The organism is Paraburkholderia silviterrae (assembly GCF_004353915.1).
GTDB lineage: Bacteria > Pseudomonadota > Gammaproteobacteria > Burkholderiales > Burkholderiaceae > Paraburkholderia > Paraburkholderia silviterrae.
Map to the genome: position 1 here is coordinate 13711 of NZ_SMRP01000040.1, position 26374 is coordinate 40084.

General features: G+C 65.9%; 20 protein-coding genes and 1 pseudogene. 9 read left to right on the forward strand and 12 right to left on the reverse strand.

Annotation, left to right across the window (positions count from 1 at the left end; genetic code table 11):
* The first annotated feature begins 5 nt into the window (after positions 1 to 5).
* The 3 genes from EYW47_RS36840 (at position 6) to EYW47_RS36850 (ending at position 3317) form a co-directional block, all read left to right on the forward strand.
* Positions 6 to 1049, forward strand: a complete 1044-nt coding sequence (locus EYW47_RS36840) for an ABC transporter substrate-binding protein (RefSeq protein WP_133199733.1) — start codon at positions 6 to 8, stop codon at positions 1047 to 1049.
* Between the two features lie 126 nt (positions 1050 to 1175).
* On the forward strand, positions 1176 to 2462 hold the full coding sequence (locus EYW47_RS36845; RefSeq protein ID WP_165976783.1) for an ABC transporter permease: 1287 nt from the start codon (positions 1176 to 1178) through the stop codon (positions 2460 to 2462).
* 15 nt (positions 2463 to 2477) lie between these two features.
* Positions 2478 to 3317 (forward strand): ABC transporter permease, encoded by an 840-nt coding sequence (locus EYW47_RS36850; protein ID WP_133199734.1) that lies wholly within the window; start codon positions 2478 to 2480, stop codon positions 3315 to 3317.
* A 64-nt stretch (positions 3318 to 3381) separates the two neighbouring features.
* Here the strand turns inward: EYW47_RS36850 and EYW47_RS36855 are convergent, their stop codons facing one another.
* The 6 genes from EYW47_RS36855 to EYW47_RS36880 all read right to left on the reverse strand — a co-directional run bounded on the left by EYW47_RS36855 (position 3382) and on the right by EYW47_RS36880 (position 10526).
* Positions 3382 to 4881: an amidase gene (locus EYW47_RS36855; RefSeq protein WP_133199735.1), complete on the reverse strand. Its 1500-nt coding sequence runs from the start codon at positions 4879 to 4881 to the stop codon at positions 3382 to 3384.
* A gap of 223 nt (positions 4882 to 5104) precedes the next feature.
* Positions 5105 to 6562 carry an efflux transporter outer membrane subunit gene (locus EYW47_RS36860; protein ID WP_133199736.1) on the reverse strand — a complete coding sequence of 486 codons (1458 nt, stop codon included), beginning with the start codon at positions 6560 to 6562 and terminating at the stop codon, positions 5105 to 5107.
* A gap of 94 nt (positions 6563 to 6656) precedes the next feature.
* Complete coding sequence (locus EYW47_RS36865) at positions 6657 to 7802, reverse strand: ABC transporter permease (RefSeq protein ID WP_205710220.1); 1146 nt, start codon at positions 7800 to 7802, stop codon at positions 6657 to 6659.
* Positions 7802 to 8776, reverse strand: coding sequence for an ABC transporter ATP-binding protein (locus EYW47_RS36870; protein WP_133199763.1), 975 nt, complete (start codon positions 8774 to 8776; stop codon positions 7802 to 7804). The genes EYW47_RS36865 and EYW47_RS36870 overlap by 1 nt, the downstream gene beginning before the upstream one ends.
* 17 nt (positions 8777 to 8793) lie before the next feature.
* Positions 8794 to 9846, reverse strand: coding sequence for an HlyD family secretion protein (locus EYW47_RS36875; protein ID WP_133199737.1), 1053 nt, complete (start codon positions 9844 to 9846; stop codon positions 8794 to 8796).
* Entirely contained in the window at positions 9843 to 10526 is a 684-nt protein-coding gene (locus tag EYW47_RS36880; RefSeq protein ID WP_133199764.1) for a TetR/AcrR family transcriptional regulator, read from the reverse strand. The genes EYW47_RS36875 and EYW47_RS36880 overlap by 4 nt, the downstream gene beginning before the upstream one ends.
* A 277-nt stretch (positions 10527 to 10803) precedes the next feature.
* Between EYW47_RS36880 and EYW47_RS36885 the strand changes: the two genes are divergently transcribed.
* On the forward strand, positions 10804 to 11406 hold the full coding sequence (locus EYW47_RS36885; protein ID WP_028222556.1) for a response regulator transcription factor: 603 nt from the start codon (positions 10804 to 10806) through the stop codon (positions 11404 to 11406).
* Positions 11407 to 11751: 345 nt separating this feature from the next.
* On the opposite strand, the gene EYW47_RS36890 is transcribed toward EYW47_RS36885, so the two are convergent.
* Together EYW47_RS36890 and EYW47_RS36895 are read right to left on the reverse strand one after the other, a co-directional pair.
* Complete coding sequence (locus tag EYW47_RS36890; RefSeq protein ID WP_133199738.1) at positions 11752 to 12111, reverse strand: hypothetical protein; 360 nt, start codon at positions 12109 to 12111, stop codon at positions 11752 to 11754.
* A 321-nt stretch (positions 12112 to 12432) separates the two neighbouring features.
* On the reverse strand, positions 12433 to 14103 hold the full coding sequence (locus EYW47_RS36895; RefSeq protein WP_133199739.1) for an acyl-CoA synthetase: 1671 nt from the start codon (positions 14101 to 14103) through the stop codon (positions 12433 to 12435).
* 184 nt (positions 14104 to 14287) lie between these two features.
* Here EYW47_RS36895 and EYW47_RS36900 point away from each other — a divergent pair, with 184 nt between their 5' ends.
* Positions 14288 to 15022: a Crp/Fnr family transcriptional regulator gene (locus EYW47_RS36900; protein ID WP_133199740.1), complete on the forward strand. Its 735-nt coding sequence runs from the start codon at positions 14288 to 14290 to the stop codon at positions 15020 to 15022.
* Positions 15023 to 15198: 176 nt separating this feature from the next.
* Positions 15199 to 15549: a DUF4148 domain-containing protein gene (locus EYW47_RS36905; protein ID WP_240764078.1), complete on the forward strand. Its 351-nt coding sequence runs from the start codon at positions 15199 to 15201 to the stop codon at positions 15547 to 15549.
* An 82-nt stretch (positions 15550 to 15631) separates the two neighbouring features.
* Here EYW47_RS36905 and EYW47_RS36910 read toward each other — a convergent pair whose 3' ends face one another.
* From EYW47_RS36910 to EYW47_RS42255, 3 genes and pseudogenes are all read right to left on the reverse strand, one after another.
* A complete protein-coding gene (locus EYW47_RS36910; protein WP_133199742.1) occupies positions 15632 to 16264 on the reverse strand; it encodes a LysE family translocator in 633 nt (210 codons plus the stop codon).
* 202 nt (positions 16265 to 16466) lie between these two features.
* Entirely contained in the window at positions 16467 to 18194 is a 1728-nt protein-coding gene (locus tag EYW47_RS36915; RefSeq protein WP_133199743.1) for a peptidoglycan D,D-transpeptidase FtsI family protein, read from the reverse strand.
* Between the two features lie 181 nt (positions 18195 to 18375).
* Positions 18376 to 19578: pseudogene (locus EYW47_RS42255) on the reverse strand (cache domain-containing protein); the annotation flags it as partial.
* 500 nt (positions 19579 to 20078) lie between these two features.
* On the opposite strand from EYW47_RS42255, the gene aepX reads away from it, so the two are divergent.
* The 3 genes from aepX (at position 20079) to EYW47_RS36935 (ending at position 24851) form a co-directional block, all read left to right on the forward strand.
* A complete protein-coding gene (aepX, locus tag EYW47_RS36925) occupies positions 20079 to 21791 on the forward strand; it encodes a phosphoenolpyruvate mutase (protein ID WP_133199744.1) in 1713 nt (570 codons plus the stop codon).
* The gene (aepY, locus tag EYW47_RS36930; protein WP_133199745.1) at positions 21788 to 22981 is read left to right on the forward strand and encodes a phosphonopyruvate decarboxylase; all 1194 of its coding nucleotides are present in this window, start codon (positions 21788 to 21790) and stop codon (positions 22979 to 22981) included. The genes aepX and aepY overlap by 4 nt, the downstream gene beginning before the upstream one ends.
* Before the next feature lie 790 nt (positions 22982 to 23771).
* Complete coding sequence (locus tag EYW47_RS36935; RefSeq protein WP_133199746.1) at positions 23772 to 24851, forward strand: 2-aminoethylphosphonate aminotransferase; 1080 nt, start codon at positions 23772 to 23774, stop codon at positions 24849 to 24851.
* A gap of 19 nt (positions 24852 to 24870) precedes the next feature.
* Here EYW47_RS36935 and EYW47_RS36940 read toward each other — a convergent pair whose 3' ends face one another.
* Positions 24871 to 26355 (reverse strand): YfcC family protein, encoded by a 1485-nt coding sequence (locus EYW47_RS36940; protein ID WP_133199747.1) that lies wholly within the window; start codon positions 26353 to 26355, stop codon positions 24871 to 24873.
* Between the last annotated feature and the right edge of the window lie 19 nt (positions 26356 to 26374).

Below are 26374 nucleotides of genomic sequence, written 5' to 3' on the forward strand. Positions count from 1 at the left end.
ACACCATGAAGCAGATTGGCAACTTGCGCGTTGTGGCGGCCGCGGCAGCGCTCGCACTCTCGTGTGGCGTGGCGCACGCCGCGGAACTGACGGTCGTGAATTTCGGCGGCGCGAATGGCGACGCACAGAAGGCCGCGTTCAACGAACCGTTCCAGGCGCAGACCGGCACGAAAGTGACGGTTGTCGAGTACAACGGCGAGCAGGCCAAGGTCAAGGCCATGGTCGAGGCGAAGCACGTGAACTGGGACGTGGTCGAAGTGGAGACCGGCGACATCGCGCGCGGCTGCGACGAAGGCATGTACGAAAAGCTCGACTGGTCGAAGCTCGGCAACAAGGCCGACTTCCTCAAGGCGGCGCAGCAGCCTTGCGGTGCGGGCTTTTTCGTGTGGTCGACGGCGTTGGCCTATAACGCGGACAAGCTGAAGGCCGCGCCCGCAAGCTGGGCCGACTTCTGGGACACGAAGAAATTCCCGGGCAAGCGCGGCATGCGCAAGGGCGCGCGCTACAACCTCGAATTCGCGCTGATGGCCGATGGTGTTGCGCCGCAGGACGTCTACAAGGTGCTCGCGACGAAGGCGGGCCAGGACCGCGCGTTCAAGAAGCTCGACGAGCTGAAGCCGAACATCCAGTGGTGGGAAGCGGGCGCACAACCGCCGCAATTCCTCGTGGCGGGCGACGTGGTGATGTCGACGGCCTATAACGGCCGCATCGACGCCGCGCAGCGCGAAGGCAAGAACCTCAAGGTCGTGTGGAACGGCAGCATTTACGACCTCGACTACTGGGCGATTCCGAAGGGCTCGCCGAATAAGGCGCTGGCGACGCAGTACATCGCGTACACGCTTTCGTCGAAGCCTCAACAGGACTACGCCAAGCATATCGCCTATGGCCCGGTGAACGAGACGGCGATCAAGGCGCTCGACGAGAAGACGCTCGAAAACCTGCCGAACTCGCCGAAGAACGGCAAGACGGCGATCCAGGAGAACCTCACGTTCTGGACCGACCACGGCGACGAGCTGGAGCAGCGCTTCGCCTCGTGGGCAGCGAAGTAAGCGAGCGCAGCGTCAGGCACGCGAGCGCGCATCATCCGATGCCCGCCCGCGTGTGAACGGAGGAGGGCCGCGTGCGCCGCGCTTCGGGCGTGGAGCGCGCGGTTCGCAGGTTTGCAGGAGACCGGGTTGACAACAACGACGACCACGACACAGGCAGCCGACGCCGCAGGCGAATCGGGGGCGCGCCTCAAACGCGAGCTGCGGCTCGCACAGGCCAGGAAGCGCACGATGGCGCTCTTGCTGATCGCGCCGCTGGCGATCTTTCTGCTGCTGATTTTCGTCGTGCCGATCGCGGCGCTGCTCACGCGCGCCGTGCAGAATCCCGAGGTGGCGACCGCGCTGCCGCATACCGTTGCGGCGTTGAGCAGCTGGGACCGCAAGAGCGCGCCGCCCGATGCGGCTTTTGCTGCGCTCGCGCAGGATCTCACTGCCGTGCAGGACGGCGACGCCATGGGCGCGCTAGCACGCCGCCTGAACGTGGAGATCGCGGGCTATCGCTCGCTCGTGGCCAAGACCGCGCGCGCGATGCCGCTCGCCGACGACGACGGCCATCCGCTGAAGCTGACGCCCGCGCAAACGCGCGCCAAAATCGTCGAGCTCGACGACCGCTGGAACGACGTGACGTACTGGCAGGCCATCGCGAAGAACAGCGGCCGCTACTCGCCGTTTTACCTGCTCGCCTCGCTCGATCACAGGCAGGACGCCTTCGGCAGCATCATTCCCGCCGATCCCGACCAGCAGATCTATCTCGCCGTGTTCGGGCGCACCTTCGTGATCAGCGTAGTCGTCACGCTGTTCGCGCTCGCGCTCGGCTATCCGCTCGCGTACTGGATTTCGACGCTCCCGGAGCGCCGCGCCAATCTCGTGATGATCCTGGTGCTGATCCCGTTCTGGACCTCGATTCTCGTGCGCGTGGCCGCTTGGATCGTTATTTTGCAGAGCGAAGGATTGCTCAACAAGGCGCTGATCGGCACGGGCATCATCTCCTCGCCGCTCGCGCTGCTGTTCAACCGCGTGGGCGTCTACATCTCCATGACGCACATCCTGCTGCCGTTCATGGTGCTGCCGCTCTACAGCGTGATGAAGTCGATCCCGCCCACCTACCAGCGCGCGGCCGTCTCGCTCGGCAGTCATCCGTTCGCGGCCTTCTGGCGCGTGTACGTGCCGCAGACGTATCCGGGCATCGGCGCGGGCGTGCTGCTCGTTTTCATCCTCTCGATCGGCTACTACATCACGCCCGCGCTGCTGGGCGGCCCCGCCGACCAGATGGTGAGCTACTACGTGGCGTACTTCACGAACGTGTCGATCAACTGGGGCATGGCGTGCTCGCTCGGCGCGCTGCTGCTCGTGGCGACCACCGTGCTGTACTTCGTCTACGGGCGCTTCACGCGCACCCAACTGAGCCTCGGCTAAACGGAGGCACTGCACATGAAATTCGCCAAGCCGCTTTTTGCGCCGCATACCTCGGGCATCGAACGCATCTGGTATTTCGTGCTGCGCGCGCTCGTCGTGCTCACGTTGCTCTATCTGGTCCTGCCCGTGCTGGCGATCGTGCCGCTCTCGTTTTCGTCGAGCACGTTCCTCGTCTACCCGATTCCGGGCTGGTCGCTGCGCTGGTATCAGAACCTCGTGATGTCCGACGAGTGGCGCATGGCCGCGAAAAACAGCTTTATCGTCGGGCCGGCGGCCACGCTCGTGGCAACGGTGCTGGGCACGCTCGCGGCCATCGGCATCACGAAGGCCGATTTCCGCGGCAAGGCGCTGCTCATGGCGGTGCTCATTTCTCCGATGATCGTGCCCGTGGTCGTGGTGGGCGTGGGCATGTATCTGTTCTTCGCGCCGCTCGGGCTCGCCAACACGTATCTGGGCCTGATCCTCGCGCACGCGGCATTGGGCGTGCCTTTCGTGGTGACCACGGTGTCGGCCACGCTGCAGGGCTTCAACTACAACCTCGTGCGCGCGAGCCTCTCGTTAGGCGCGAATCCGGTTTCGACGTTCTTTCACATCACGCTGCCCGTGATCGCGCCCGGCGTGATCTCGGGAGCGCTGTTTGCGTTTGCGACATCGTTCGACGAGGTGGTGGTGACGCTGTTTCTCGCGGGCGCCGATCAGACGACGCTGCCGCGCCAGATGTTCACGGGCATCCGCGAGAACATCAGTCCGACGATAGCTGCGCTCGCAACGATCCTGATTGTGTTCTCCACCTGCCTGCTGCTCGCGCTCGAATGGCTGCGCGGCAGGAATGCGGCACGCGCGGTGAGGGCTTGAAACGCAAAGCGGCGCATGCGCGCCGCTTTTGCTTCGAGTGCCGCTCAAGCGCCGGCGCAGCCCATCACGCGGCGAGTACCGCGGGCAGGCGCCGCTTCACCCACTGCGTGGCCTGATCGTAGGCATGCGCCAACTGCAGCACGGAGAGATCGGCGTGCGGCTTGCCGATCACCTGCAGGCCCATCGGCAGCCCTTGCGCGTTAAAGCCAGCCGGCACGCACATCACGGGCAGGCCCGCGAGCGTGCCGCCGATCACCACTTCCATCCAGCGGTGATAGGTATCCATCGCGCGGCCCGCGACGGACTTCGGCCAGTGCTCCTTCGCATCGAACGGGAAGATCTGCGCGCTCGGCAGCACGAGATAGTCGTAGTGCTCGAACAGCGCGAGCAGCGCGTTATACCACTGCGTGCGCGCGACCGTTGCGTTCCACACGTCCTCGCCCGAGAGCTTCAACCCGCCTTCCACTTCCCATTGCGCCTCGGGCTTGAGCAGCGCGCGCTTCGCGGGATCGCGATACAGCGCGCCCAGCGTGCCCGCTACCGAGAAGTGGCGCAGCGTGCGCCAGCAGTCCCAGAGCTTTTCCATCGGATAGTCGGGGCGTGCGGCCTCGACCTTGCCGCCGATGGTTTCGAAGTCCTTGAGCGCGGTCTCGCAGAGCGCGAGCACGCCGTCTTCCATCGGCAGATAGCCGTCGTAGTTGCCGAGCCAGCCGATGCGTGCCCCACTGAAATCGCGCGCGAGCGGGCCCGTGAACTGCGCCGGATCTTCGGCGATGGAGAGCGGCGCGCGCGCGTCGTAGCCCGCCTGGGTGGAGAGCAGCATGGCCACGTCGGGCACGCTGCGGCCCATCGGTCCGGCACAGCCGAGCTGGTTGTAGAACACGTCGACGGCGGGCACCGAAGGCACGCGCCCTTGCGAAGGCCGGAAGCCGAAGATGTTGTTCCAGCCCGCCGGATTGCGCAGCGACCCCATCATGTCGCTGCCGTCCGCCACCGGCAGCATGCGCAGCGCGAGCGCCACGGCCGTGCCGCCGCTGCTGCCGCCCGCGCTGCGCGTGGGGTCGTAAGCGTTGAGGGTGGTGCCGAACACCGTGTTGTAGGTGTGCGAGCCCAGGCCGAACTCCGGCGAATTGGTCTTGCCGATGAAGACAGCGCCTTGCGCACGCATGCGCGCGGCCACGAGCGCGTCGGCCTTCGGCACTTCGTCGCGGAAGATCGGCGAGCATTGCGTGGAGGGGATGCCCGCCGTTGCCGTGAGGTCCTTGGGCGCTTGCGGGATGCCGTGCAGCCAGCCGAGATATTCCCCGCGCGCGAGCTGGGCATCGCGTTCACCGGCCTCGGCCAGCAGCGCAGCGCGCTCGCGCAACGAGACGATGGCGTTGGCCGGCGTGTTCACGCGCTCGATGTGGTCGAGGAAGGCGCTCATCACTTCGCGGCAGGAGACCTTGCGAAGCCGGATCCATTGCGAGAGCTCGAGCGCGTTGGCCGCGACGATCTCGTTCGGCGTGGGTGCTTGCGTGCCCTGTTGCGTAGCGTGGGCGTGCGAATGCGATGCCTGATTCATGCGTGACTCTCGTGGACGGATGATTGCGGATGGAACAGGGGGAGCTTCATTGTCGCGCAGCGCGCGTGCAAGCGAAAGCAAACGGCCAGTTGCCGCGTGAATCAATGGTTGCCGCCTGGCGAGGGTGCTTTTTGCGCATGGACGGGTGCCGGCGGGTGTGTGGCTCACGTGCCGTTGGTCATTTGTAATGCCGCGATCGGCACTCCGACGCGAGTGCGCCTCGCTAGCGCGCCGCTTCGTCGGGCAATGCCGCGCCGCCCAGTGCCTGATAGAGCGCCGCCGTGTCGGTGAGCCGCGTGGCCAGCGCGCGCGTGCGGTCGAGAGCGCTTTGCAGCGCCTGGCGTTGCGCGTCGATCAGATCGAATTCGCTTACGCCGCCTGCCGCGTAACGATGCTGGGAGATCGCCGCGCTGGCTTGCGCTTCGCGCGCGGCGTCGTCGCGGGTCTGCAATTCCAGCGCGTCGTCCTGCAAGGCGTGCAGCGTATCGGCGACCTGCTGGAGCGCTTGCAGCACCGTCTGCTTGTAGTCCGCGAACGCGGCGTCATAGGCGGCCTGCGCCGCGCGCCGCTTCGCGCGCAACTCGCCGCCGTGAAAGACCGGCTGCGTGAGGCCGAGGCCCACGTTCCAGATGTTCAGGCCGCTGACCACGTCTTCGATGTGCGTGCGCTCCGAGCCCACGCCCGCCGAAATCGAAATCTGCGGAAAGAGGTTGGCCGTTGCCACGCCGACGTTCGCGCTCGCCTGATGCAGCAGCGCCTCGGCCGCGCGAATGTCGGGCCGCTCGCGCGCGAGCGTGGAGGGCAGCGTGAGCGCGAGCGTATCGGGCAGCGGCAGCGCATCGAGCGTGAGCGCATCGATTTGCGCCGCGTAGGCCGTGCTGGAGGGCTGCGCGCCCAGCAGGATCGCGAGCTGGTGGTCGGCCTGCGCGAGCTGCGTGGTGAGCGGCGGCAGCGTGGCGCGCGTTTGCGCGAGCAGCGTGCGCTGGCTGTGCACGTCGAGCCGCGCGATGCCTCCGGCTTTGAGCCGTGCCTCCATGATCGAGAGCTGTTGCGTCTGCGCGGCGATCAGGCGTTGCGTGAGGTCGATCTCGCTCTTCAGCGCGGCACGGCGGATCGCCGTGGCAACCATATTGCCCGCCACGGTGAGCCGTGCCGCTTCCAGTTCGTATTCCTGATAATCGACTTGCGCGAGCGTGGCCTCGAGTGCGCGCCGATTGGCGCCGAACAGGTCGAACACATACGAGACGCTAACCGAGGCATCGTAAAGCGTGAACGGCGCCGGATTCGGCACCTGGGTAATGCCGAATGCGGCCAGATCGACCTTCTGGCGCGTGCCGGAGAGCTTCAGGTCGACGGAAGGGAAGAGCGTCGCGCCTGCCTGCGCGTTGTAGTTCTCGCGCGCCTCGACGAGCTTCGCGCGCGCGGAATCGAGCGTCGGGCTGGAACGCAGCGCTTCGTCCACGAGCGCGTCGAGCGCCGGGCTGTCGAACTGCTTCCACCACGCGCGTGGCGCTTGCGCGGCTGCCGCGAAGGTCTGTGCGGCGCCACCCGGCCCTGGCGCCGAGGCCGTGGCGTCGGGCAGCGGCGCACGCGTGTAGCTTGACGCCTGCGGCGCGGCCGGCGCATGGAAGTCCGGGCCGACGGTGCAGCCCGCTAGCGCCGTGGTTAGCGACAGCGTCATCCACCGCGTCAGCGCCAAGGTTCGCGGTTGTGCCCGCAAGGCGGCGGATATGCGGGGCACGGGCGGCGATGCATCGCGTTTCATGATCGCGGCCCTAATCCAGCGTGCGCCGGTAGAAGCGCACCGCGATCGCCATCACGACCGCCGCGAAGACGGCGAGCGGCCACACGGAAGGCCACAGATCGGCCCAGCCGTTGCCCTTGAGCAGGACGCCGCGCACGAGCCGGTTGAAATAGGTGAGCGGCAGCAAGTCGCCGATCCGTTGCGCCCAGACCGGCATGCCCGCGAACGGAAACATGAAGCCCGAGAGCAGCAGGTTCGGCAGGAAATAAAACACGGCGAGCTGCATGGCCTGCAACTGGTTCTGCGCGAGCGAGGATAGCGTGATGCCCACCGTGAGATTCGCGGCGATGAACAGCAGCGCCGAGAGATAGAGCGCCACGAGGCTGCCCGCGAACGGCACATCGAACACGAAGCGCGCGGCGAGCACGATGATGGTCGCCTGCACGAGGCCGATCGCCACGTAGGGCACGATCTTGCCCGTCATGACCTCGATGGGCAGCACGGGCATGGCGAGCAGGTTTTCCATCGTGCCCCGTTCGCGTTCGCGCGTGATCGCGAGGCCGGTCATCATCACCATCGTCAGCGTGAGGATCACGCCCATGAGACCCGGCACGACGTTGTACTGCGTAATGCCTTCGGGGTTGTAGAGGCGGTGGACCTGCACGTCGAAGGCGGCGGGCGCGCCGTTCAGATGCGCGAGCGGCCCGGTCAGGTCCTTCGCGGCCGCGGGTGCGATGAGGCCCGGCAGTGCGGCAAGCGCCGTGGTGATGGCGGTGGGATCCGTCGCGTCCGCCTCGACCAGCAGCGAAGGCCGTTCGCCACGCAAGAGGCGCCGCGAGAAGTCCACGGGGATGCTGAGCACGAACTGCACGCTGCCGCGTGCGAGTGCATGCCGCGCCGAGGCTTCATCGGGCAGGGTTTCGACCACGTCGAAATAGTCCGAGTTCTTCATGCCCGCCACGAAGCTGCGCGAGAAGGGGCTGTCGTCGCTCACGACGATGGCCGTGGGCAGATGCTTCGGATCGGTGTTGATCGCGTAGCCGAACAGCGTGAGCTGGATGATCGGCAGCCCGACGATCATCGCGAACGTCACGCGGTCGCGCTTGAGCTGCAAGAACTCCTTGAGCACGATGCTCCACCAGCGCGATACGGAGAACGCGAGACTCAGCTTGAGCATCAGGCGGCGCCTCCGTAGTTGTCGCGGGTATGGCTCATCAGATAGATAAAGACATCCTCAAGGCCCGTGTCTATACGTTGCGCACGCAACGATGTGCCGAAGACCACGCGATCGACCGCGGCCGCGAGTGCTGCGTGATCGCGGCCGCTCGCGTGCAGCACGGTGCCGAACACCACGGTTTGATCGACGCCCGGCACGGCACGCAGCTGTGTCGAGAGCGCAGTGAGCTGCTCGCCGTGGATCGCCCATGTTTCGAGGTTTTGCGAGGCAATCACCTCGGCGGCGGTGCCCTGCGCGAGCAGCTTGCCGTAAGCGATATACGCGAGCTTGTGGCAGCGCTCGGCCTCGTCCATGTAGTGCGTGCTCACGAGCACGGAGATGCCGCGCGCGGCGAGCCGGTGCAGCTCCTCCCAGAAGTCGCGCCGCGCGTTGGGATCGACGCCCGCCGTGGGCTCGTCGAGCAACAGCAGCCGCGGCTCGTGCAGCATGCAGGCGGCGAGCGCGAGACGCTGCTTCCATCCGCCCGAGAGTGCGCCCGTCATCTGGTTCGCGCGGCTCGCGAGGCCGAGCGATTCGAGCGCGCGATCGACGCACTCGCGCCGTCTGGGCATGCGGTAGATGCGCGCGACGAAGTCGAGATTCTCGCGGATCGTGAGATCGTCCCAGTACGAGAAGCGCTGTGTCATGTAGCCCACGCTTCGCTTGATCTGTGCGCTCTCGCGCACGATGTCGTAGCCAAGACAGGTGCCCGAGCCCGAATCGGGCGTGAGCAGGCCGCACATGAGGCGGATCGAAGTGGTCTTGCCGCTGCCGTTCGGCCCGAGAAAGCCGAAGATCTCGCCGGGCGCGACTTGCAGCGAGACGTCGTTGACCACGTGCTTGTCGCCGAAATGCTTGTTGAGATTGCGCACGTCGATGGCGTAGCGCGGCCCGTCGTGCCGCGCGGTGCTGTCGTTGCCCGCGTCGTTGCCCATATCGGCGCCCGTTGCGCTCATTGCAGCCGCACCTCCACCGGCTGGCCTGGATGGAGCTTCGCGGCGTCCTGCGCGGCCGGGTGCGCCTCGATCATGAAGACGAGCTTCGCGCGTTGCTCGTTGCTGTAGATGACGGGTGGCGTGTACTCGGCGGCGTTCGAGACCCACGTGATGGTGGCGGGCACGTCCGCTGCGCAGCCGTCGCAGTGCACGAGTATTTTGCGCCCCGGCGCGAGCGAGCCCACGACGGTCTCGGGCACGAAAAAGCGCAGCTTGACGTTCTGTGGCGGCAGCATCTGCACGACCGGGCTGCCGGCCTGGACCCATTCGCCCACGCGATACAGCGTGTCGTAGACGAGCCCCGTGGCCGGCGCGGCCACGCGCTTCTGATCGAGCTTCCATTGCGCCTGGGCGAGCGTCGCCTGGGCCGCGTCGACTTCGGCAGCCTGGGCCGCGATCTGCGCCACGCGCCCGGGCAGATTCGCGACGCGCACCTGATTCTGCAACTCGCGCACCTGCGCGGCGCTCGATGCGGCCTGCGCGCGCGAGTCGTCGAGCTGCGCCTGCGCGATGCCGCCCGCGCGCAGCTGCGCTTCGTCGCGCGTGAGCTGGAGTGCCGCCTTGCGCGCGGTGGCCTCGGCCTGCACGAGCTGCGCTTCGGTCACGCGGACCTCGGGCGGGCGCTTGCCGGTCTGCAGGTCGGCGAGCTGCGCCTGCGCGGCGGTGAGACGGTGGCGCGCTTCGTCGCGCGCGGCGGTCTCGTCGACGGCTTCGAGCGCGAAGACGGGGGCCGAGGCGGCGACCGTCTGACCGCGCTGGACGTCGAGCTCGGCGAGCGTGCCGGATTGCGACGAGGCCAGATAGACGTATTCGCCTTCGACATAGCCTTGCCAGACGGCTGGCTGCTGGCGCGAGCACGCGCTGAGCGCGCTCAGAAAAGCGAGGGCGACGAGCGCGGACCGGGCGCCGGAGCCGATCGCGCGCACGGCGGCGCGCTTCGGCGGCGCGCCACGGTGCGCATGGCCATGGCCTCGGCGCGATTCGCGTGCATGCCGGATCTGCCCGCTCATGGCGCGCTCCCGGGAGCGGAACGCTTGCGCGCCTGCCCCGGCGTGCTCACCGGCGCGGGCGTGGCGTCGCGCGCAACGCCCGCTGAGAGCACCGGCGAGCGCATGGCGCCGGCGAGCAGCGCGGTGACATGGCGGCGCAGCGCGTCGCGTTCGATCTTCGGCAGGCCGCGCGTGTTCTGCCAGAGCTTCGAGGTTGCGAGCGGCAGCATGACGAGCGCGAGGATCGACATGAAGAGCAGTGGCGCTTCCAGATCGGGATTGACCGTGCCCTCGCGTTGTGCGGAACCGATATGGAGAACGAATCGTTGCAATTGCTCGATGGGCAGGCGCTTGAGCATGCGCTCGCGCAGCAGGCCGCCTTCGTTGACGATTTCGCGCAGCCACAGCGGCGGCAGCCACGGCAACTGCCCGGTGACTTCGAAGAGCCGCGCGATGAGCTCCTGCACGAGCGCATGCGGGTCGGCGGCGGCCTCGCTGTCCGCGCTGGCCCACACATAGGCGATGGAGCGCGCGATGCGCTCCTCGACGACGGCGTCGAGCAATCTTTCGCGATTGGTGAAGTAGTAGTGGACCATCGCCGACGTGACGCCTGCGGCGGCGGCGATCTGCGCCATGGTCGTGGCGGCTATGCCCTGCTCGGCGAAGAGCTGGGTCGCGCACGCCAGCAGCCGCTCGCGCATGTCGAGATCGGCGCCGGCACGGCGGCGCCCGCGCGGCGTGCGGGTCCCGGTCGCGGCGGGTGGGGGCGGCGGTGCAGCGGTGGCGCGGCGTGCATTCATTGATCCAGTCTAATTCACGCGTTAGTTAGGCCCAAATTTGTAGGGAAAGGGTTAACCCCTGTCAATTGAATGGGATCGTTTCAGAACTTTCCTATACACAAAGGTAGGGGGGTCATTCAGGCTGTCATTCTCGTGCCGCAAGGCACATCGGATCACGCCCCTAACAATGGAACAAAAAATGAAGCGCATCGTGGTAATCGATGATCACCCCATCGTCCTCAAGATGCTTGCCAACGTCCTGCATACCGAGTACGAACTGGTGGGCGAATGCAGCGACGGCGAAGAAGGCCTGCGCGTCGTGCACGAATTGCAACCCGATCTCGTTATTCTGGATCTCGAATTACCGAAGCTGGACGGCCTCTCGGTCATTCGCGGCATCCGCGCTAGGCAATCCGCCACGCGCATCCTCGTGCTCTCGGCGAAGCCGGAGCAGGTCATGGCGAATCACACCCGTATCGCGGGCGCAAACGGCTACGTGAGCAAGAGCCGCGGCGTGGAAGAGCTGTGCGGCGTGGTGAAGGCGGTGCTGCTCGGTTACGACTGCTTCCCGGCGGGCAGCTGCGGCGGCGGTCGCGACGTGGCGCTCAACGGGCTCTCGCCGCGCGAGGTGGAGGTGCTGCAATATCTCGCGCGCGGCATGAGCAACAAGGGCGTGGCCGCGCGGCTCGGCCTCTCCGACAAGACGGTCAGCACCTACAAGACGCGCGTGCTCGACAAGCTCGGCGTTTCTTCGCTGGCGGCACTCATCGAGTTCGCTACGCTCAACAAGCTCATCGACTGAAACCGGGTCGTAAAAAAGCCCCAGCCGTAACCGGCCGGGGCAATGAGAATACACCGTGCGCTCCGGGGAACGAAACGCCCCCTAACGTTACCTCCCCGCGGCGCGCGAGGCAACGCGCCCGCATTACGCAGCATTACTGTCGGCCCGCTTTCGGCGCGGTTTCGGGGGCTTCCGATGGCTTTCCATCGAGACCCATGGCGCGGACTTTCCAGGCATCCGTTCAGGTGCATATTGATTCGGATATCGAATCAATATGCACTTAATGCAGCGAGGCCGTTTTCCCTGCGGGGGAAAACGGCCTTGGCTAAGCCGCCGCGATGGGCGGCGTGGTCCCGCGTCGATCGATCAGTAACGGGCCGAGGGCGGCGGGGGCGGCGGACGATGGTCGTCGTAACGCATGTCGTGACGATCGTCATGATGATCGCCGTGCCAGCCCGGGGGGCCCGGATCGTGCGGATGATGGTGCATCCACTCGTCGTGTTCCCAGTAGCGGTGGCCATCCCAGTAACGGTTGTCGTGCCAGCCGATCGACAGTTGCACGTCCACCGGAACCATGTGCGCTTCGCCGTATTGCGGCGCCGAGTCGGCGCGCAGTGCGAACGGCGCGGACTGGGCGAAGGCGCTCGAGGCACCCATCAGCGCGCCGCCTGCGAGCAGCGCAGCGACAAGCGCGCGTGCGGGGGTCTTCCAGCTCTTCGTATTCATATTCGTTCCTCCTCTTCGAGTTCGTCGTCACAGCGCATTGCGTTGCGTCCGACCACGAGACCTAGCTTAGCGAGAGCAAGGCAATGAATACGTGAGCACTTGTAATCGTTCATTTCGAACCAGGCGCCGGCAGAAAATTACGCATTTGACAGTCGGTCCTTGATGCATAACGGATTACGCGAGCTTTCTGAATATTTCCAATGAAATCTAAAGGGTCGGGTTGTCAGAAGCCGTAACATTAGCGGGCCGGCGGTCCCGCGAGACCACCGACTGTCACAGACGAGTCTTTCATTGGTCATTCATGATTCATTCAAAAACCCTTCATTTAGGGGCTTTTGACGCATCCTGCGATTTGCCCAGATCGATCGCGCTTTGCGAACCCACTTGCGCGCGCAATTCGTATTTCTGGATCTTGCCAGTTGCCGTGCGCGGCAATTCGCCGAATCTCACGACGCGCGGCACCTTGTAGCTCGCAAGAAAGAGCCGGCAATGCGCGATGATCTCCTCGGCCGTTGCGTTCGCACCTTCACGCAGCTCGACGAATGCGCACGGCACTTCGCCCCACTTCGCGTCGGGCATCGCCACGACCGCCGCGAGCGCGACCGCGGGATGGCGATACAGCGTGTCTTCCACTTCGATGCTCGAAATGTTCTCGCCGCCGGAGATGATGATGTCCTTGCTGCGATCGGTGATGCGCACGTAGCCGTCGGGCGTCATCACGCCGAGATCGCCGGTATGGAACCAGCCGCCGCGAAACGCCTCTTCCGTCGCGCGCTCGTTCTTCAGATAGCCCTTCATGCAGATGTTGCCGCGGAACATGATCTCGCCGAGCGTTTCGCCGTCGTTCGGCACGGGCTCCATCGTCGAGGGATTGCGCACGCTGATGCCGCTCTGCAGGTGATAGCGCACACCCTGGCGCGCGGCGAGGCGCGCCTGTTCGTCCTCGGGCAGGGTCTTCCAGCTCTCCTGAAGCGCGCACACCGAAGCCGGGCCATAGACCTCGGTGAGCCCATAGACGTGCGTGAGCTCGATGCCGATGGTCTTCATCTTCGCGATCACGGCGGGCGCGGGCGGCGCGCCCGCGACCATCGTGCGCACCGTGTGCGCGATGCCCTCGCGATATTCGGCGGGTGCGTCGGCGAGCGCACCCTGCACGATGGGCGCGCCGCAATAGTGCGTGACGCCTTCGGTGCGGATCAGCTCGAACACGAGCTTTGCGTCGAATTTGCGCAGGCAGACGTTCACGCCCGCGCGCGCCGCCACGGTCCACGCAAAGCACCAGCCGTTGCAATGAAAGAGCGGCAGCGTCCACAGGTACACCGCGTGCTTGGGCAGATCCCACTCGAGGATATTGCTCACCGCGTTCAGATACGCGCCGCGATGGTGATAGACGACGCCCTTCGGGTCGCCGGTGGTGCCCGAGGTGTAATTCAGCGCGATGGCGTCCCACTCGTTCGCGGGCGGCTGCCAGGCGAACTCGGGGTCGCCCTGCTCGAGAAAGGCCTCGTAGTCGATGCCGCGCGGGAAGTGCTCAGGATCCGCAGGCGCGACGTCGGCCACGGTGATGATCTTCAGCTCTGGAAATTCGAGCGCCGCGCGTTGCGCGAGCGCGGCGAATTCGGTGTCGACGATGAGCGCCTTCGCTTCTCCGTGGCGCAGCATGAACAGTACGGTCGCGACGTCGAGCCGCGTGTTGAGCGTGTTGAGGACGGCGCCCGCCATCGGCACGCCGAAATGCGCCTCGACCATGGCCGGAATGTTGGGGAGCAGCACCGCGACGGTGTCGCCGCGCCCGATGCCGGCGCGCGCGAGTGCGCTCGCGAGGCGGCGCGTGCGCGCGTAAGTCTCGCGCCAGTTGCGGCGCACCTTGCCGTAGACCATGGCGGGGCGCTCGCCGTAGACTTCGGCGGCGCGCGCGATGAAGTCGATGGGCGTGAGCGGGACGTAATTGGCTTCGCGTTGCGCGAGCCCTTCTTCGTACGCGTGCGACATGGTGCTGTCTCCTGATACGTTTCCCATGCAGGGCCCGTGGGGCAGGCCGGATGCCGGTTTGTCGGTATGATTCGCGCTACCGTATCAGGACGGCGTGCGCGAGTCTGTCGTCGGCGCGACAGAGCACGTCTTCCCTACGCCACGGACGCCCCATTTCGAGGTAAGCGCGATGACGCAGCCCATTATGCCCCTGGACAAAGACCCGTTTGCCACAGGCCGGATCGATGCGCGCGACGCGGCACGGCTCGCGGCGCTCTACGAGCGCTGCGCGTGGTTCCGCGCGCTCGCGCCCGAGCATCGCGCATGGGTGCTCGAGACCTCGCATGCGCAGGCGTGGGCCGCGGGCGCGACGGTGGCCGCGCGCGAGGCGCCGTCCGCGTACTGGCTGGGCGTGAGCAGCGGGCTCGTGAAGCTCGCCATCTTCAACGCGTCGGGGCGCGGCTGCACCTTCTCGGGCGTGCCGCACGGCGGCTGGTTCGGCGAGGGCAGCGTGATCAAGCGCGAGCCGCGCAAGTACGACGTGATCGCGCTGCAGCCCTCGCTCGTGATGGCCGTGCCCGCCGATACGTTTCATCGACTCATGGACAGCAGCCTGCCGTTCAACCGCTTCGTGATCCATCAGCTGAACAACCGCATGGGCGAGTTCATTGCGCTGATCCAGAACAGCCGTCTGCTCGATGTCGATGCGCGCGTGGCCCAGGCGCTCGCGCAGATGTTCAATCCCGACCTGTATCCGGAGACGGGCAGCGCGCTCGAGATTTCGCAGGAGGAGATCGGCATGCTTGCGGGGGCGTCGCGGCAGCGCGTCAACCAGGCGCTGCAGACGCTCGAGCGCGAAGGGCTCGTCACGCTCTCGTATAACCGCGTGGATGTGGTGGATCTCGGCGCGCTGCGGGCGTTCGGGCGCGAGCAGATTTGAGGTGCTGCGCGTCCTGCGCAGAAGTCCTCACCAATCTTCCACAGTCAGCAAAGATCCTTCCCTCCGAGGCCCATTTTTACGCGCCGGCGTGCTGCGTAGACTGATCGCATCGACTCGCCGGCCGCTCGTGAAAGGCGGCCCACGCAGCGAGTCTGCTCAGACCCTCGGAGAATATGGTGAAAAACGCAATCCTACGCACGGCACTGGTTTCGATGATCGCGATAGTGCCCGCAATCTCGTTCGCCCAGTCCATCCACAACGGCCCGGTCACGCGCGCGCAAGTGCTGCAGGAACTGGCCGATCTGGAATCGGTGGGCTATAACCCCGCGATGGGCAACGAGGTCAACTATCCAGAGAACGTGCAGGCCGCGATGCGCCGCCTCGATGCCAAGCGCGCCAGCGAGGCCCGGGTGGCGCAGCAGGATCTCACGCAATCGGGCTACGGCGCCCAGCCCGTGCAGACGGGCGAGGCCGGCGGCCCCGCAGCAGCGGGCAGCGGAGAACCGGCGGCTTATCTGCACCACTAAAGATGTTTTTGGGTGCGCCGCGAACCGTGGCGCAGCGGCAAGCGTTGGCCTTGCCGCCCAATTGAGTTGAGCTTCGCTCAGCTCAATGATCGAGCGCGAGCCGCGCGCCAAGCGCGATCAGCACGCCGCCCATCACCGCATCGACGGGACGGCGCAGCTTCTGATAGCCGCGCTGCACGCGGCCAGTCGAGAACAGCAGCGCCATGCCGCTGAACCACGTGATCGACACGGCCGCGACCGTGGCCACTGTTGCGGCGTGCACCCACATCGGCGCATGTCCGGGCAGCAGCGTGACGAACAGGCTGCCGAAGAACGCCGCCGCCTTCGGATTCGTGAGCCCGACCAGCAAGCCGCGCCGATACGCCTGAGCGCCGCTCGCGGTTTTCGCCGCCGAAAGGGCCGCCGGCGCTGCCGCCGCGCCCGACGCTTGCCGCAGGCTCATGAGCGTGCGCGCACCGAGATACAGCAGATAGACCGCGCCCGCGATGCGGATGCCTTCATAGAGCCACGCCAGCTGTGCGAGGATCAGCCCGAGCCCGAACACCGCGAGCGTGGCCCAGAGCGCGTGCGACGTCGAAATGCCAGCGGCCACGAACAGCCCCGCGCGGCGGCGCGCAAACGCGTGCGAGGTCACGGCGAGCATGTCGGGGCCAGGGCTCGCGCAGGCGAGCAGCATGACGCCGGCAATGCCGGCCAGTTGGGGCAAGTAGCTCATGGCGATGTCCAGGTGAGAGGGGCTGGCGGGCGGCGCGCGCGCTTCGCAGCCGTCGCAGCAAAGCTGCGAGCATACCGTGAAAGCATGCGCCGCGCTGGCGTGTGCCTCGCGTCGGCGCATGCTGGTGCGCCACGCGTGAGGCCTGGCGAGCGCCCGGTCAATCAGGCGCCATCGAGCTTGATCAAGCGTCGTGAACAGCCCGTCAAGCGTCCGGCGGCACGCCGAGCAATTGCAGCGAGCCCTGCATCACGCCCGAGAACACGGGGCCCGCGACGGTGCCGCCATAGAACGAGCCGCCGGCGGGGTCGTCGATCATCACCGCGACGATCACGCGCGGCGCGCTCATCGGCGCCATGCCGACGAATAGCGCGCGATAGCGGTTTTTCGCGTAACCCGAGCCGATCTGCTTGCGCGCGGTGCCGGTCTTCCCGCCGATCCGGTAGCCCTCGACGTTCGCCGCGCGGCCGGTGCCGCCATCGCTCGTGGCCATTTCCAGCATCTTGCGCATGGACGCCGCCGTGGCGGGCGTGGTCACGGCGCGCGGCGCGACCCCCGCAGCGATGGTGCCCTGCGGGCCCGGCGCTTCGCTCAGCAGCTTCGCGGGGTACATCGTGCCGTCGCCGGCATAGGCGGTGTAGACCTGCGCGATCTGCAGGAGCGAGGTCGAGAGGCCATAGCCGTAAGCCATGGTCGCCTGCTCGATCGGACGCCAGCGGGCCCACGGCCGAACGCGGCCCGCGGCGGCGCCCGGGAAGGTCACTTCGGGCCGCATGCCGAGCCCGTAGTCCTGATACTTGTTCCAGATGGTTTGCGCGGGCAGGTTCAGCGCCAACTTCGCGAGCGCGATGTTGCTCGACTTCTGGATGGCTTCCGCCACCGTCATGCGGCCGTGGTTCGAGGTGTCGTGGATCACGGCCGGGCCGATGCGCCAGGTGCCCGGCGACGTGTCGATGATCGTGTTCGCGTTGACCTTGCGCAGGTCCATCGAGAGCGCCGCGACCACGGGCTTGATGGTCGAGCCCGGCTCGAAGGTGTCGATCACGGCGCGGTTGCGCAACTGGCGGCCCGTGAGGCGCGCGCGGTTGTTGGGATCGTACGACGGCCAGTTGGCGAGCGCGAGGATGTCGCCGTTCTGGGCGTCGAGCACCACGACGCTGCCGGCTTCCGCACGATTCTTCGTCACGGCGGCTTTCAACTGCGTATAGGCAAGCTGCTGGATGCGGCGGTCGACGGTGAGCTGCACCGTGTCGCCGTTCTTCGGCAGCACGCGCTCGCTCGGCTCCAAAACCACGCGGCCGAGCCGGTCGCGGATCACTTCGCGCTGGCCGGGCGTGCCGCGCAGGCGCGCGTTGGCTGCGAGCTCGACGCCTTCCTGGCCGTTGTCCTCGATGTCGGTGAAGCCCACCACGTGCGCCGCCGATTCGCCTTCGGGATAGAAGCGCTTCGAGTCGGCGATCAGCGTGATGCCTCCGGTGGCCATTTCGTCGATATGGGCCGCGGTCTCGGCGTCGACCTGGCGCTTGAGCAGGACGAACGAGCGCTCGCGCGGCAGGCGCCGGCGCAGCTCGGCGAGCGGCATGCCGAGCAGCTTCGCGAGCGGTGCGTACGCGGCTTCGTCGAGCTGCTTGGGATTGGCCCAGATCTCGAAGGTTCCGAGGCTCACGGCGAGCAGCGCGCCATTGCGGTCGACGATGCGCCCGCGCATGGCATCGAGCTCGAACGTGCGCTGATAGCGCTTTTGCCCTTGCTTCAGGTAGAAGTCGTGATTGATGACCTGCACCCAGAGCGCGCGGCCCGCGAGCGCGGCGAACGCCGCGAACGTGACGAACACGATGAACTTCGAGCGCCATGCGGGCAGCTTCGGCGACAGCATCGGATGACGGGTCGCGGCGGCGTGCGGGTCGCGCGGCGGTTTGCTGGAGCGGATCATCGGGTTGGTGCAGGGGGATTCAATGATTCATTATTGTAAACTCAGTGTAATTGAATTGAAATTTATAGTGCCGTGAGGGTTGCTTGCGCGCAGCCCACGGCCTCCCCAAGAAGCGGCCTCAAACCTGCGCCGGCAGCCTGAAGCTCGCGATCGACTCGCGCAGGCCCGTCACCTGGTCCTTGAGCGAATGCGCTGCCGCCGCGACCACCGCGAAGCCGCGGCCCTGCTCGCGCGCGCGGCTTCCACGGCCGCGTTGAGCGCGAGAATATTGGTCTGGAAGGCGATGCCGTCGATCACGCCGATGATGTCGCCGATCTGCTGCGAGCTCGTCGAGATGTCGCCTATCGTGCGCACCACGTCGCCCACGACGGCATTGCCGCGCGTGGCGACTTCGGCGGCCTCGCTCGCGAGCGTGGCAGCGTGCTGGGCGCTGTCCGCTGTCCGCGTTCTGGCGCACGTTGGCGGTCATCTGGTCCATGCTCGAGGCGGTCTGCACGAGCGCTGCCGCCTGTTCCTCGGTGCGCTGCGAAAGATCGGTGTTGCCCGCGGCAATTTCGTTGGCCCCCACGTTGATGTTCTCCGCGCCGCTGCGCACCCGCGAGACCGTTTGCACGAGCGCACCCTGCATGGTTGCGAGCGCACGCATCAGGCTTAGCGCATTGGCGCCCTGAGCGTCCACGTGCGAGGTGAGGTCGCCATGAGCGATGCGGTTGGCCGTCTCGACGGCCACCTCGAGCTCGCCGCCGATGCTGCCGCGCACGCTGCGCACCACGAGCACCATCACGACTGTTGCCGCGCCGCCGAGCACGAGAGTCACGAGGAGCCAGCGCATGAGATTCGCGTAGAACGCGGTGCTCACGTCGTCCATGTACATGCCGGTCACGATCACCCAGTCCCACGGCGCGAAGCGCCTCGCGTAGCTCAGCTTGGGCACGGGCTGGGTGTGGCCTGGCTTGGACCACAGATAGTCGACGAAGCCGCCGTCCGCCTGGCTGCCGATCTGCGAGAGCTCGGCGAAGAGGTGCTTGCCCGCAGGGTCGGTGAAGTCGGCGAGCATCTTGCCGATCAGCTCGGGCTTGATCGGATGCATCAGCATCACCGACTGGGAGTTGTTGATGCTCAGGTAGCCGTCGGTGCGGTAGCGGATGGAGCCGAGCACGGCGAGCGTCTGCTTTTGCGCATCGGCTTCGCTCATGACGTTGTGCTGAGAAAGTGTGTAGTAGTACTGGGTGATGCTGGTGGCTTCGTCGATGAGCGTGATGAGCTGCGCGCGCCGCTCGCGGATCATGCCATCGCGGCTTTGCCACGCGCCGAAGGCTACGATCAGGAGCAGGCCGATCCAGAGGATCGCGATCATCGAGCGGAGTTTCTGGTTGAGGGCCATCGTCTGAATGGTCGGTCGAGGGATTTTTTTTGGAGGGGCTGCAAATCGAGCTGTAAATTGGCTTGAAAACGCGGTGAAAAAACGCTTCGCCCACTTGCGTTTACGGTGCTGGCAAACGTGTGCGCGAGCCAGGACGAACCCAGTGGGCAAGGACCCTCCTCAGAAGAAACGAAGTCTCATGAGCGTGGCGCGACGTCGGCAGCAGGCGCGTGTCGCGGTGCGCTGGCCACGATCGGCCATGCGTGAAAAATAAGCCGAAAAGCGCCATTCAAAGCCACAAATTTCACAGCAACTCCATGATTTGCCACTTCTTGCGGTAGCTGAAGGCGGATACGAATCGTTTCCGTTATAGTCGCCGCTTTGGCCCCATGCCGCCGCGCAGGACCATCGGCGGCACGACGCATCTTTGCGACCCGCGGGCCAGCAACGCTTTCCCAACGATGCGACGCGCGCGGCGCAGCCACGGCTGCCGACGTGACGACGTCCACTGGAGTGACAAGATGAACGCACGCGAACCCGCCATTGTTCTCACATCCCGCAGCGCACGGCTGCGCCAGATGCTGGTGAGCAACGAACTCGAATTCCTGATGGAAGCGCACAACGGTTTGTCCGCGCGTATCGCGCGCGAGGCGGGCTTCAAGGCGATCTGGGGCTCGGGCCTCTCGATCTCCGCGCAGTTCGGCGTGCGCGACAACAACGAGGCGAGCTGGACCCAGGTGGTCGATAACCTCGAATTCATGGCGGACGCGAGCGATCTGCCGATCCTGCTCGATGGCGACACCGGTTACGGCAACTTCAACAATGTGCGCCGCCTCGTGCGCAAGCTCGAGCAGCGCGGCATCGCGGGCGTGTGCATCGAAGACAAGCAGTTCCCGAAGACCAATAGCTTCATCAAGGGCGAGGCGCAGCCGCTTGCCGACATCGACGAGTTCTGCGGCAAGATCAAGGCCGGCAAGGACTCGCAGATCGATGAGGACTTTTCGATCGTCGCGCGCGTCGAGGCGTTGATCGCGGGCTGGGGCATGGACGAGGCACTCAAGCGCGCCGAGGCCTACCGGCTCGCGGGCGCCGATGCGATCCTCATCCACAGCAAGCTCTCCAGGCCCGACGAGATCCTCACGTTCGCGCGCGAGTGGGCGGGCCGTGGTCCGCTCGTGATCGTGCCGACCAAGTACTACAGCACGCCCACCGATGTGTTCCGCAAGGCCGGCGTCAGCGTCGTGATCTGGGCGAACCATCTCGTGCGTGCGTCGGTTTCGGCGATGCAGGCCGTCGCGCGGACGATTCACGAGACGCAGACGCTCGTCGACGTTGAGGACCGCATCGCGCCCGTCAACGAGATCTTCCGTCTTCAGGACGCCGATGAATATTCTGAAGCGGAAAACCGCTACCTGTCGGCTTCGCGCACGGCGGCCTCGGCGATCGTGCTGGCGGCGAGCCGCGGCTCGGGTCTCGACGCGTTCACCGAGGACAAGCCCAAGGTCATGCTGCCGGTGGCGGGCAAGCCGCTGCTGCGCTGGCTTGTCGACGCGTTCAAGAAGCAGTCGGTCAACGACATCACGGTGGTAGGCGGCTATCGCGCTGACGCCATCGACACCGCGGGCGTCAAGCTCGTGCGCAACGAGCGCTACGCAGAGACCAACGAGCTCGCCTCGCTCGCGTGCGCTATCGGCACGCTCGAGAACGACACCGTGATTTCGTATGGAGACCTGCTGTTCCGCAGCTACATCTTGAGCGATCTGGTGGAAAGCGAAGCGGATTTCAGCGTGGTGATCGATTCGTCGCCGGAGTCGGAAAACAGCAGCACGCGCGATTTCGCGTGGTGTTCGGCGGGCGACGACCGGGGACTCTTTGGCAACAAGGTGCTGCTCGAGCGCATCTCGAGCGAGCCGGCCGTGAACGGCGTGGCGCCGCACGGGCGCTGGATCGGCCTCATGAACGTGCGCGGCGCGGGCCGCGAGAAGCTTGCGAAGAAGCTCGCGCAACTGCAGACGCGCGCCGACTTCGACACGCTCGACATGCCCGCGCTCCTCAATGCGCTGATCGCCGACGGCGAGCAGGTCGAGGTGCAATACGTGCGTGGCCACTGGCGCGGCGTGAACGATATCGAAGACTTCCGCAGCGCGGGCGAGTTCGCGCAGGGCGTCTATACGCGGGGCGCCCTTGCGCAGGGCGTCTTTACGGCGAGCGGCGCCACGGGGGGCAAGGCATGATCGAAGCCGCTCAGTTTGTCGAAGCGGCGCGCTCGCGTGGCTTCGAATGGTATGCGGGCGTGCCGTGCTCGTTCCTCACGCCGTTCATCAATTACGTGCTGCAGGACGAATCGCTTCATTATGTGTCGGCGGCGAACGAAGGCGATGCGGTCGCGCTGATCGCGGGCGTGGCGCTCGCGGGCAAGCGCGGGATCGCGATGATGCAGAATTCCGGGCTCGGCAACGCCGTGAGCCCGCTCACTTCGCTCACGTGGACTTTCCGTCTGCCGCAACTGTTGATCGTGACGTGGCGCGGCCAGCCGGGCGTCGCCGACGAGCCGCAGCACGCGCTGATGGGCCCGGTCACGCCGCAGATGCTCGAGACGATGGAGATTCCGTGGGAGTTGTTTCCTGTGGAAGCCGAGGCCATTGGCCCGGTGCTCGAGCGTGCGATCAAGCATATGGATGAAACGGGCCGTCCCTATGCGCTCGTGATGCAGAAAGGTAGCGTGGCGCCGTATGAGCTGAAGGGCGGCGGCGCGATGCCCGAGAGGCATGCGCTGCCTGTCGCGCAGGTCAAATGGACGGGGCGCAGTCCTGATCAATTGCCGACGCGCCAGCAGGCGCTCGAGCGCGTGATTGCGGCGACGCCCGCCGAGTCGACTGTCGTGGTGGCATCGACGGGCTTCTGCGGGCGTGAGCTCTACGCGCTTGAGGACCGTTCCAATCAGCTCTACATGGTGGGCTCGATGGGCTGCGTCACGCCGTTTGCGCTTGGTCTCGCGCTTGCGCGCCCGGACCTGAACGTGGTGGCGCTCGACGGCGACGGCGCGGCGCTCATGAGGATGGGCGCTTTTGCTACGCTTGGTGCGTATGGGCCGTCGAATCTCACGCATGTGCTGCTCGATAATGGCGTGCATGATTCGACGGGGGGGCAGGCGACGGTTTCGGCGCAGGTGTCGTTTGCGAATGTGGCTGCCGCCTGCGGTTATGCGGATGCGGTGGAGAGCGATGATCTCGAGGTGCTTGATAGCGTGCTTGCCGCTGCGCGCGAACGCGAGAGGGGTTCATCTGGCGTTGCCGGGACACGATTCGTAGGCCTGACGATCGGACGTGGCGCGCCCGATGAACTGCCGCGCCCGACCATCACGCCGCACGAGGTGAAGGCGCGTCTCATGCGCCACATCGGTGTGCCCGTTCATGGAGTCTGAGTGCTTTAAGCGCGTTTGAGATTTGCTCTGGTTGATGTCGTGGGAGCAGTATGGTGTTTTTGTTGCGAGGTGTCGGGCCGTTGGGATCTGGCCGTTGGCCTTTTGGCATTGGCCTTTCCTTGTTTTCATGTCGGTATATTAGTGTTGCCCCTGTGCGGGGCGGCACCTACTTTTCTTTGCAGCGGCAAAGAAAAGTAGGCAAAAGAAAGCCGCTCAAACCGCCAGTGTGACGCAGTGGACCACTCGCCTTATATCGAAGTGGCTCCGGGGCGTCTGACATCACGCGCCGTCACCCGGAGTGACTAAGGGCTCATCCATCCGGCGGCGCTGCGCGCGCCGTGGGGTATAACTAAAACCAGTCGGGTGCACAGGTTTTCGTAGGACTCCAGCGTATTCGCTCGGCGTTAGTTCCGCGCATTCGCCGGGCAGCACGCCCGGTTTTCCTTGCAGACCCTTCCGCCCGCGCGTAGCGCGCGGCGGGAAGAATGAGCCCTTTGTCACTAAAGCGGAGTGTGCGAGGAGACGGATGCCCCGGAGCCGCTCCGATACGAAGGGCAGTGGTGGACTGCGTCACACTGGCGGTTTGAGCCGCTTTCTTTTGCCTACTTTTCTTTGCGGCTGCAAAGAAAAGTAGGTGCCGCCCCGCACAGGGGCAACACCAATATACCGACATGAAAACAAGGAAAGGCCAACCCCCCAAAGCCCGCGACAAGAAACCAGACCAAAAACCAGACCAAAAACCAGAAATACCAGAAATCAACCTCCCAAAACACTCACTAAGGAAAAGCCGATGCTATTACTCAACCCCGGCCCCGTAACGCTCACGGCGCGCGTGCGCCGCAGCCTGCTACAAGAAGACCTATGCCACCGCGAAAGCGAATTCTTCGACATACAGGAAGAGGCGCGCACGCGCCTCGTCGGCGTCTACAATCTCGACCCCACACAGTGGCAAGCAGTGCTCATGACCGGCTCCGGCACGGCGGCAGTGGAGAGCATGATCGCCGCGCTCGTCCCCGCCAACGGCAAGCTCCTGATCATCGAGAACGGCGTCTATGGCGAGCGAATCACGCAGATCGCCACCCAGTACAACATCGCGCACGAACTGGTGAAGCACGAGTGGATGCAGGCGCCCGACCTCGCGCGCATCTGCGCCGCGCTCGACGCCGACCGCACGATCACCCATGTCGCGATCATCCACCACGAAACCACCACGGGCAGGCTGAACGATCTGCGCGCGCTAGGCGAGGCGTGCCGCGCTCGCGGCGTGCAGATGCTCGTGGACGGCGTAAGCAGCTTCGGCGCCGAAGCCATCGATTTTGCCGACACGAGCATTGCCGCCGTGGCCGCGACCGCGAACAAGTGCCTGCACGGCGTGCCTGGCGCGGCCTTCGTGGTGGTGCGCCGCGCGGCGCTCGCGCATGCATCGAGCCGCACTTACTACCTCGACCTCAAGCGCCTCGCTACGCTCCAGGATCAGCGCAACACGCCGTTCACGCCTTCGGTGCACGCGTACTACGCGCTCGTCGAAGCGCTGCGCGAACTCGCCGACGAAGGCGGCTGGCAAGCGCGTCATGCGCGCTATGCGGCGCTTTCGGAGCAGGTGCGCGCGGGGCTCGCCGCGCGCGGCATGGCAAGCGTGCTGCCGAAGGATGAATCATCGGTGGTGCTGCGCGCGTTCCGCCGGCCGGCCGGCGTCGATTATCCGTTGCTGCACGACACGCTCAAGGCGCGCGGCTTCGTGATTTATGCGGGCCAGGGCGGCTTGTCGAAGGAGCTGTTCCGCATCTCGACGATGGGCGACATTCACGCCGCCGATGTCGAGCGTTTGCTCGCGGCGTTCGACGAAGTCGCGAAGCAAGGCGTCGCGTGAAGCCACGCAGGACGCGCGCTCAATACCCGGTGAGCACCGCGAACGCAAGCGTTGCCATCGAAAGCACGAGCAGCGTCGCGAAGAGCGGCAGGATGAAGCGCAGCCATTCGCCGAACCCCACGCGCGCGGTGGCCAGATAGGCAAGCAGCATGCCGGAGGTGGGCGTGATCATATTGGTCAGGCCGCCTCCGAGGACGAAGGCGAGCACCGAGGTCTGGCCGCTCACGCCGGAAATCTGGGCGATCGGTCCGATGATCGGCATGCTCACCGCAGCCTTGCCCGATACCGAGGGAATGAAGACATCGAGCAGCATCTGCACGGCCATAAGCCCGTTGGCCACGATCACGGCCGACTGGCCGCGCGCCAGTTGCGTGAAGGCGTGGATCAGCGTGTCCAGCACGAGACTGTTCTGCAAGATGAGCTCGACCGAAGCGGCGAGCCCGATCAGCAAGCCGGCGAGCACCATGCCCTTCATGCCGTCGACGAAGGCTTCGGAGGCGCTGCGCGAATCGAGCCGGCCCACCAGCGCGGTCACGATGCTGATGGCCACGTAGAACGCCGATAGCTCGACGTTGCCCCACTTGAGCTCGCGTGTGCCGAAGACGAGCGCCGCGGCGGCGATGGCGAGCACGACGAGCGTGGCCATGTGGCGGCGGGAGAGCCGCGTCTGGGTCTCCATCGCCGTGACGGCAGCCTCGCGCCGGTAGCCGCTGCGCCGCACGTAAAGCAGCAGATACGCGATGCCGAGCGTGAGAAAGACGACGAACACGCCGAGCCGCAACGCGATGCCGCTAAAGAGCGGTACGCCGACGATGGGCTGCGCAACGGCGAGCGAAAGCGGGTTGGTGACCGAGGCGATATAGCCGACCTTCGCCGCAATCGCGACGAGCGCGACCGCGAACAGGTTGGACAGGCCGAGCCGCTTCGCGAGCAGCATCACCATCGGAATGATGACCAGGTACTCCGAAATAAAACCGAGCAGCGTGCTGCCGAGGCCGATCAGGATCATCAGCAGTGGGGCGAGCACGTAGACGTTGCCGGCCGTCAGCTGCAAAAGCCGGTCGATACCGGCGTCCACCACGCCGGTGCGCCGCATCACGCCGAACATCCCGCCGACGAACATCACCATGAAGATGAGCGGCGCGTTCTTGATGAGCCCATTGGGCACCGCCACGAAGACCGAGACGAGGCTCGCGGGCGCGGCGTGCTCCGGCGTGCTCCGCGTCACCGCTGGCGCGGCGAGCGTGGCGATGCCGCCGCTTTTGGGGACCACGTGGTAGGTGCCGGGAATCACGAGCTTGCCCTGGCGCTCGAACTGCCCGGCATCGACGAACCAGGTCATGGCCAGCGCCGCGGCGAGCACCCAGAGCATCATCACGACCGGATGCAGCATCTTGCCGTGCGGTTTCTTTTCCTGGCCGGCGCTCCCGGCGTTCTCGGCATTCTCGGCATTTTCGGCGGACGGTGCTTCGTCGTGCTGGGAAGAGGGCGGGGCGGCGAGCATGTGCGGCTTCCTCGGTGCG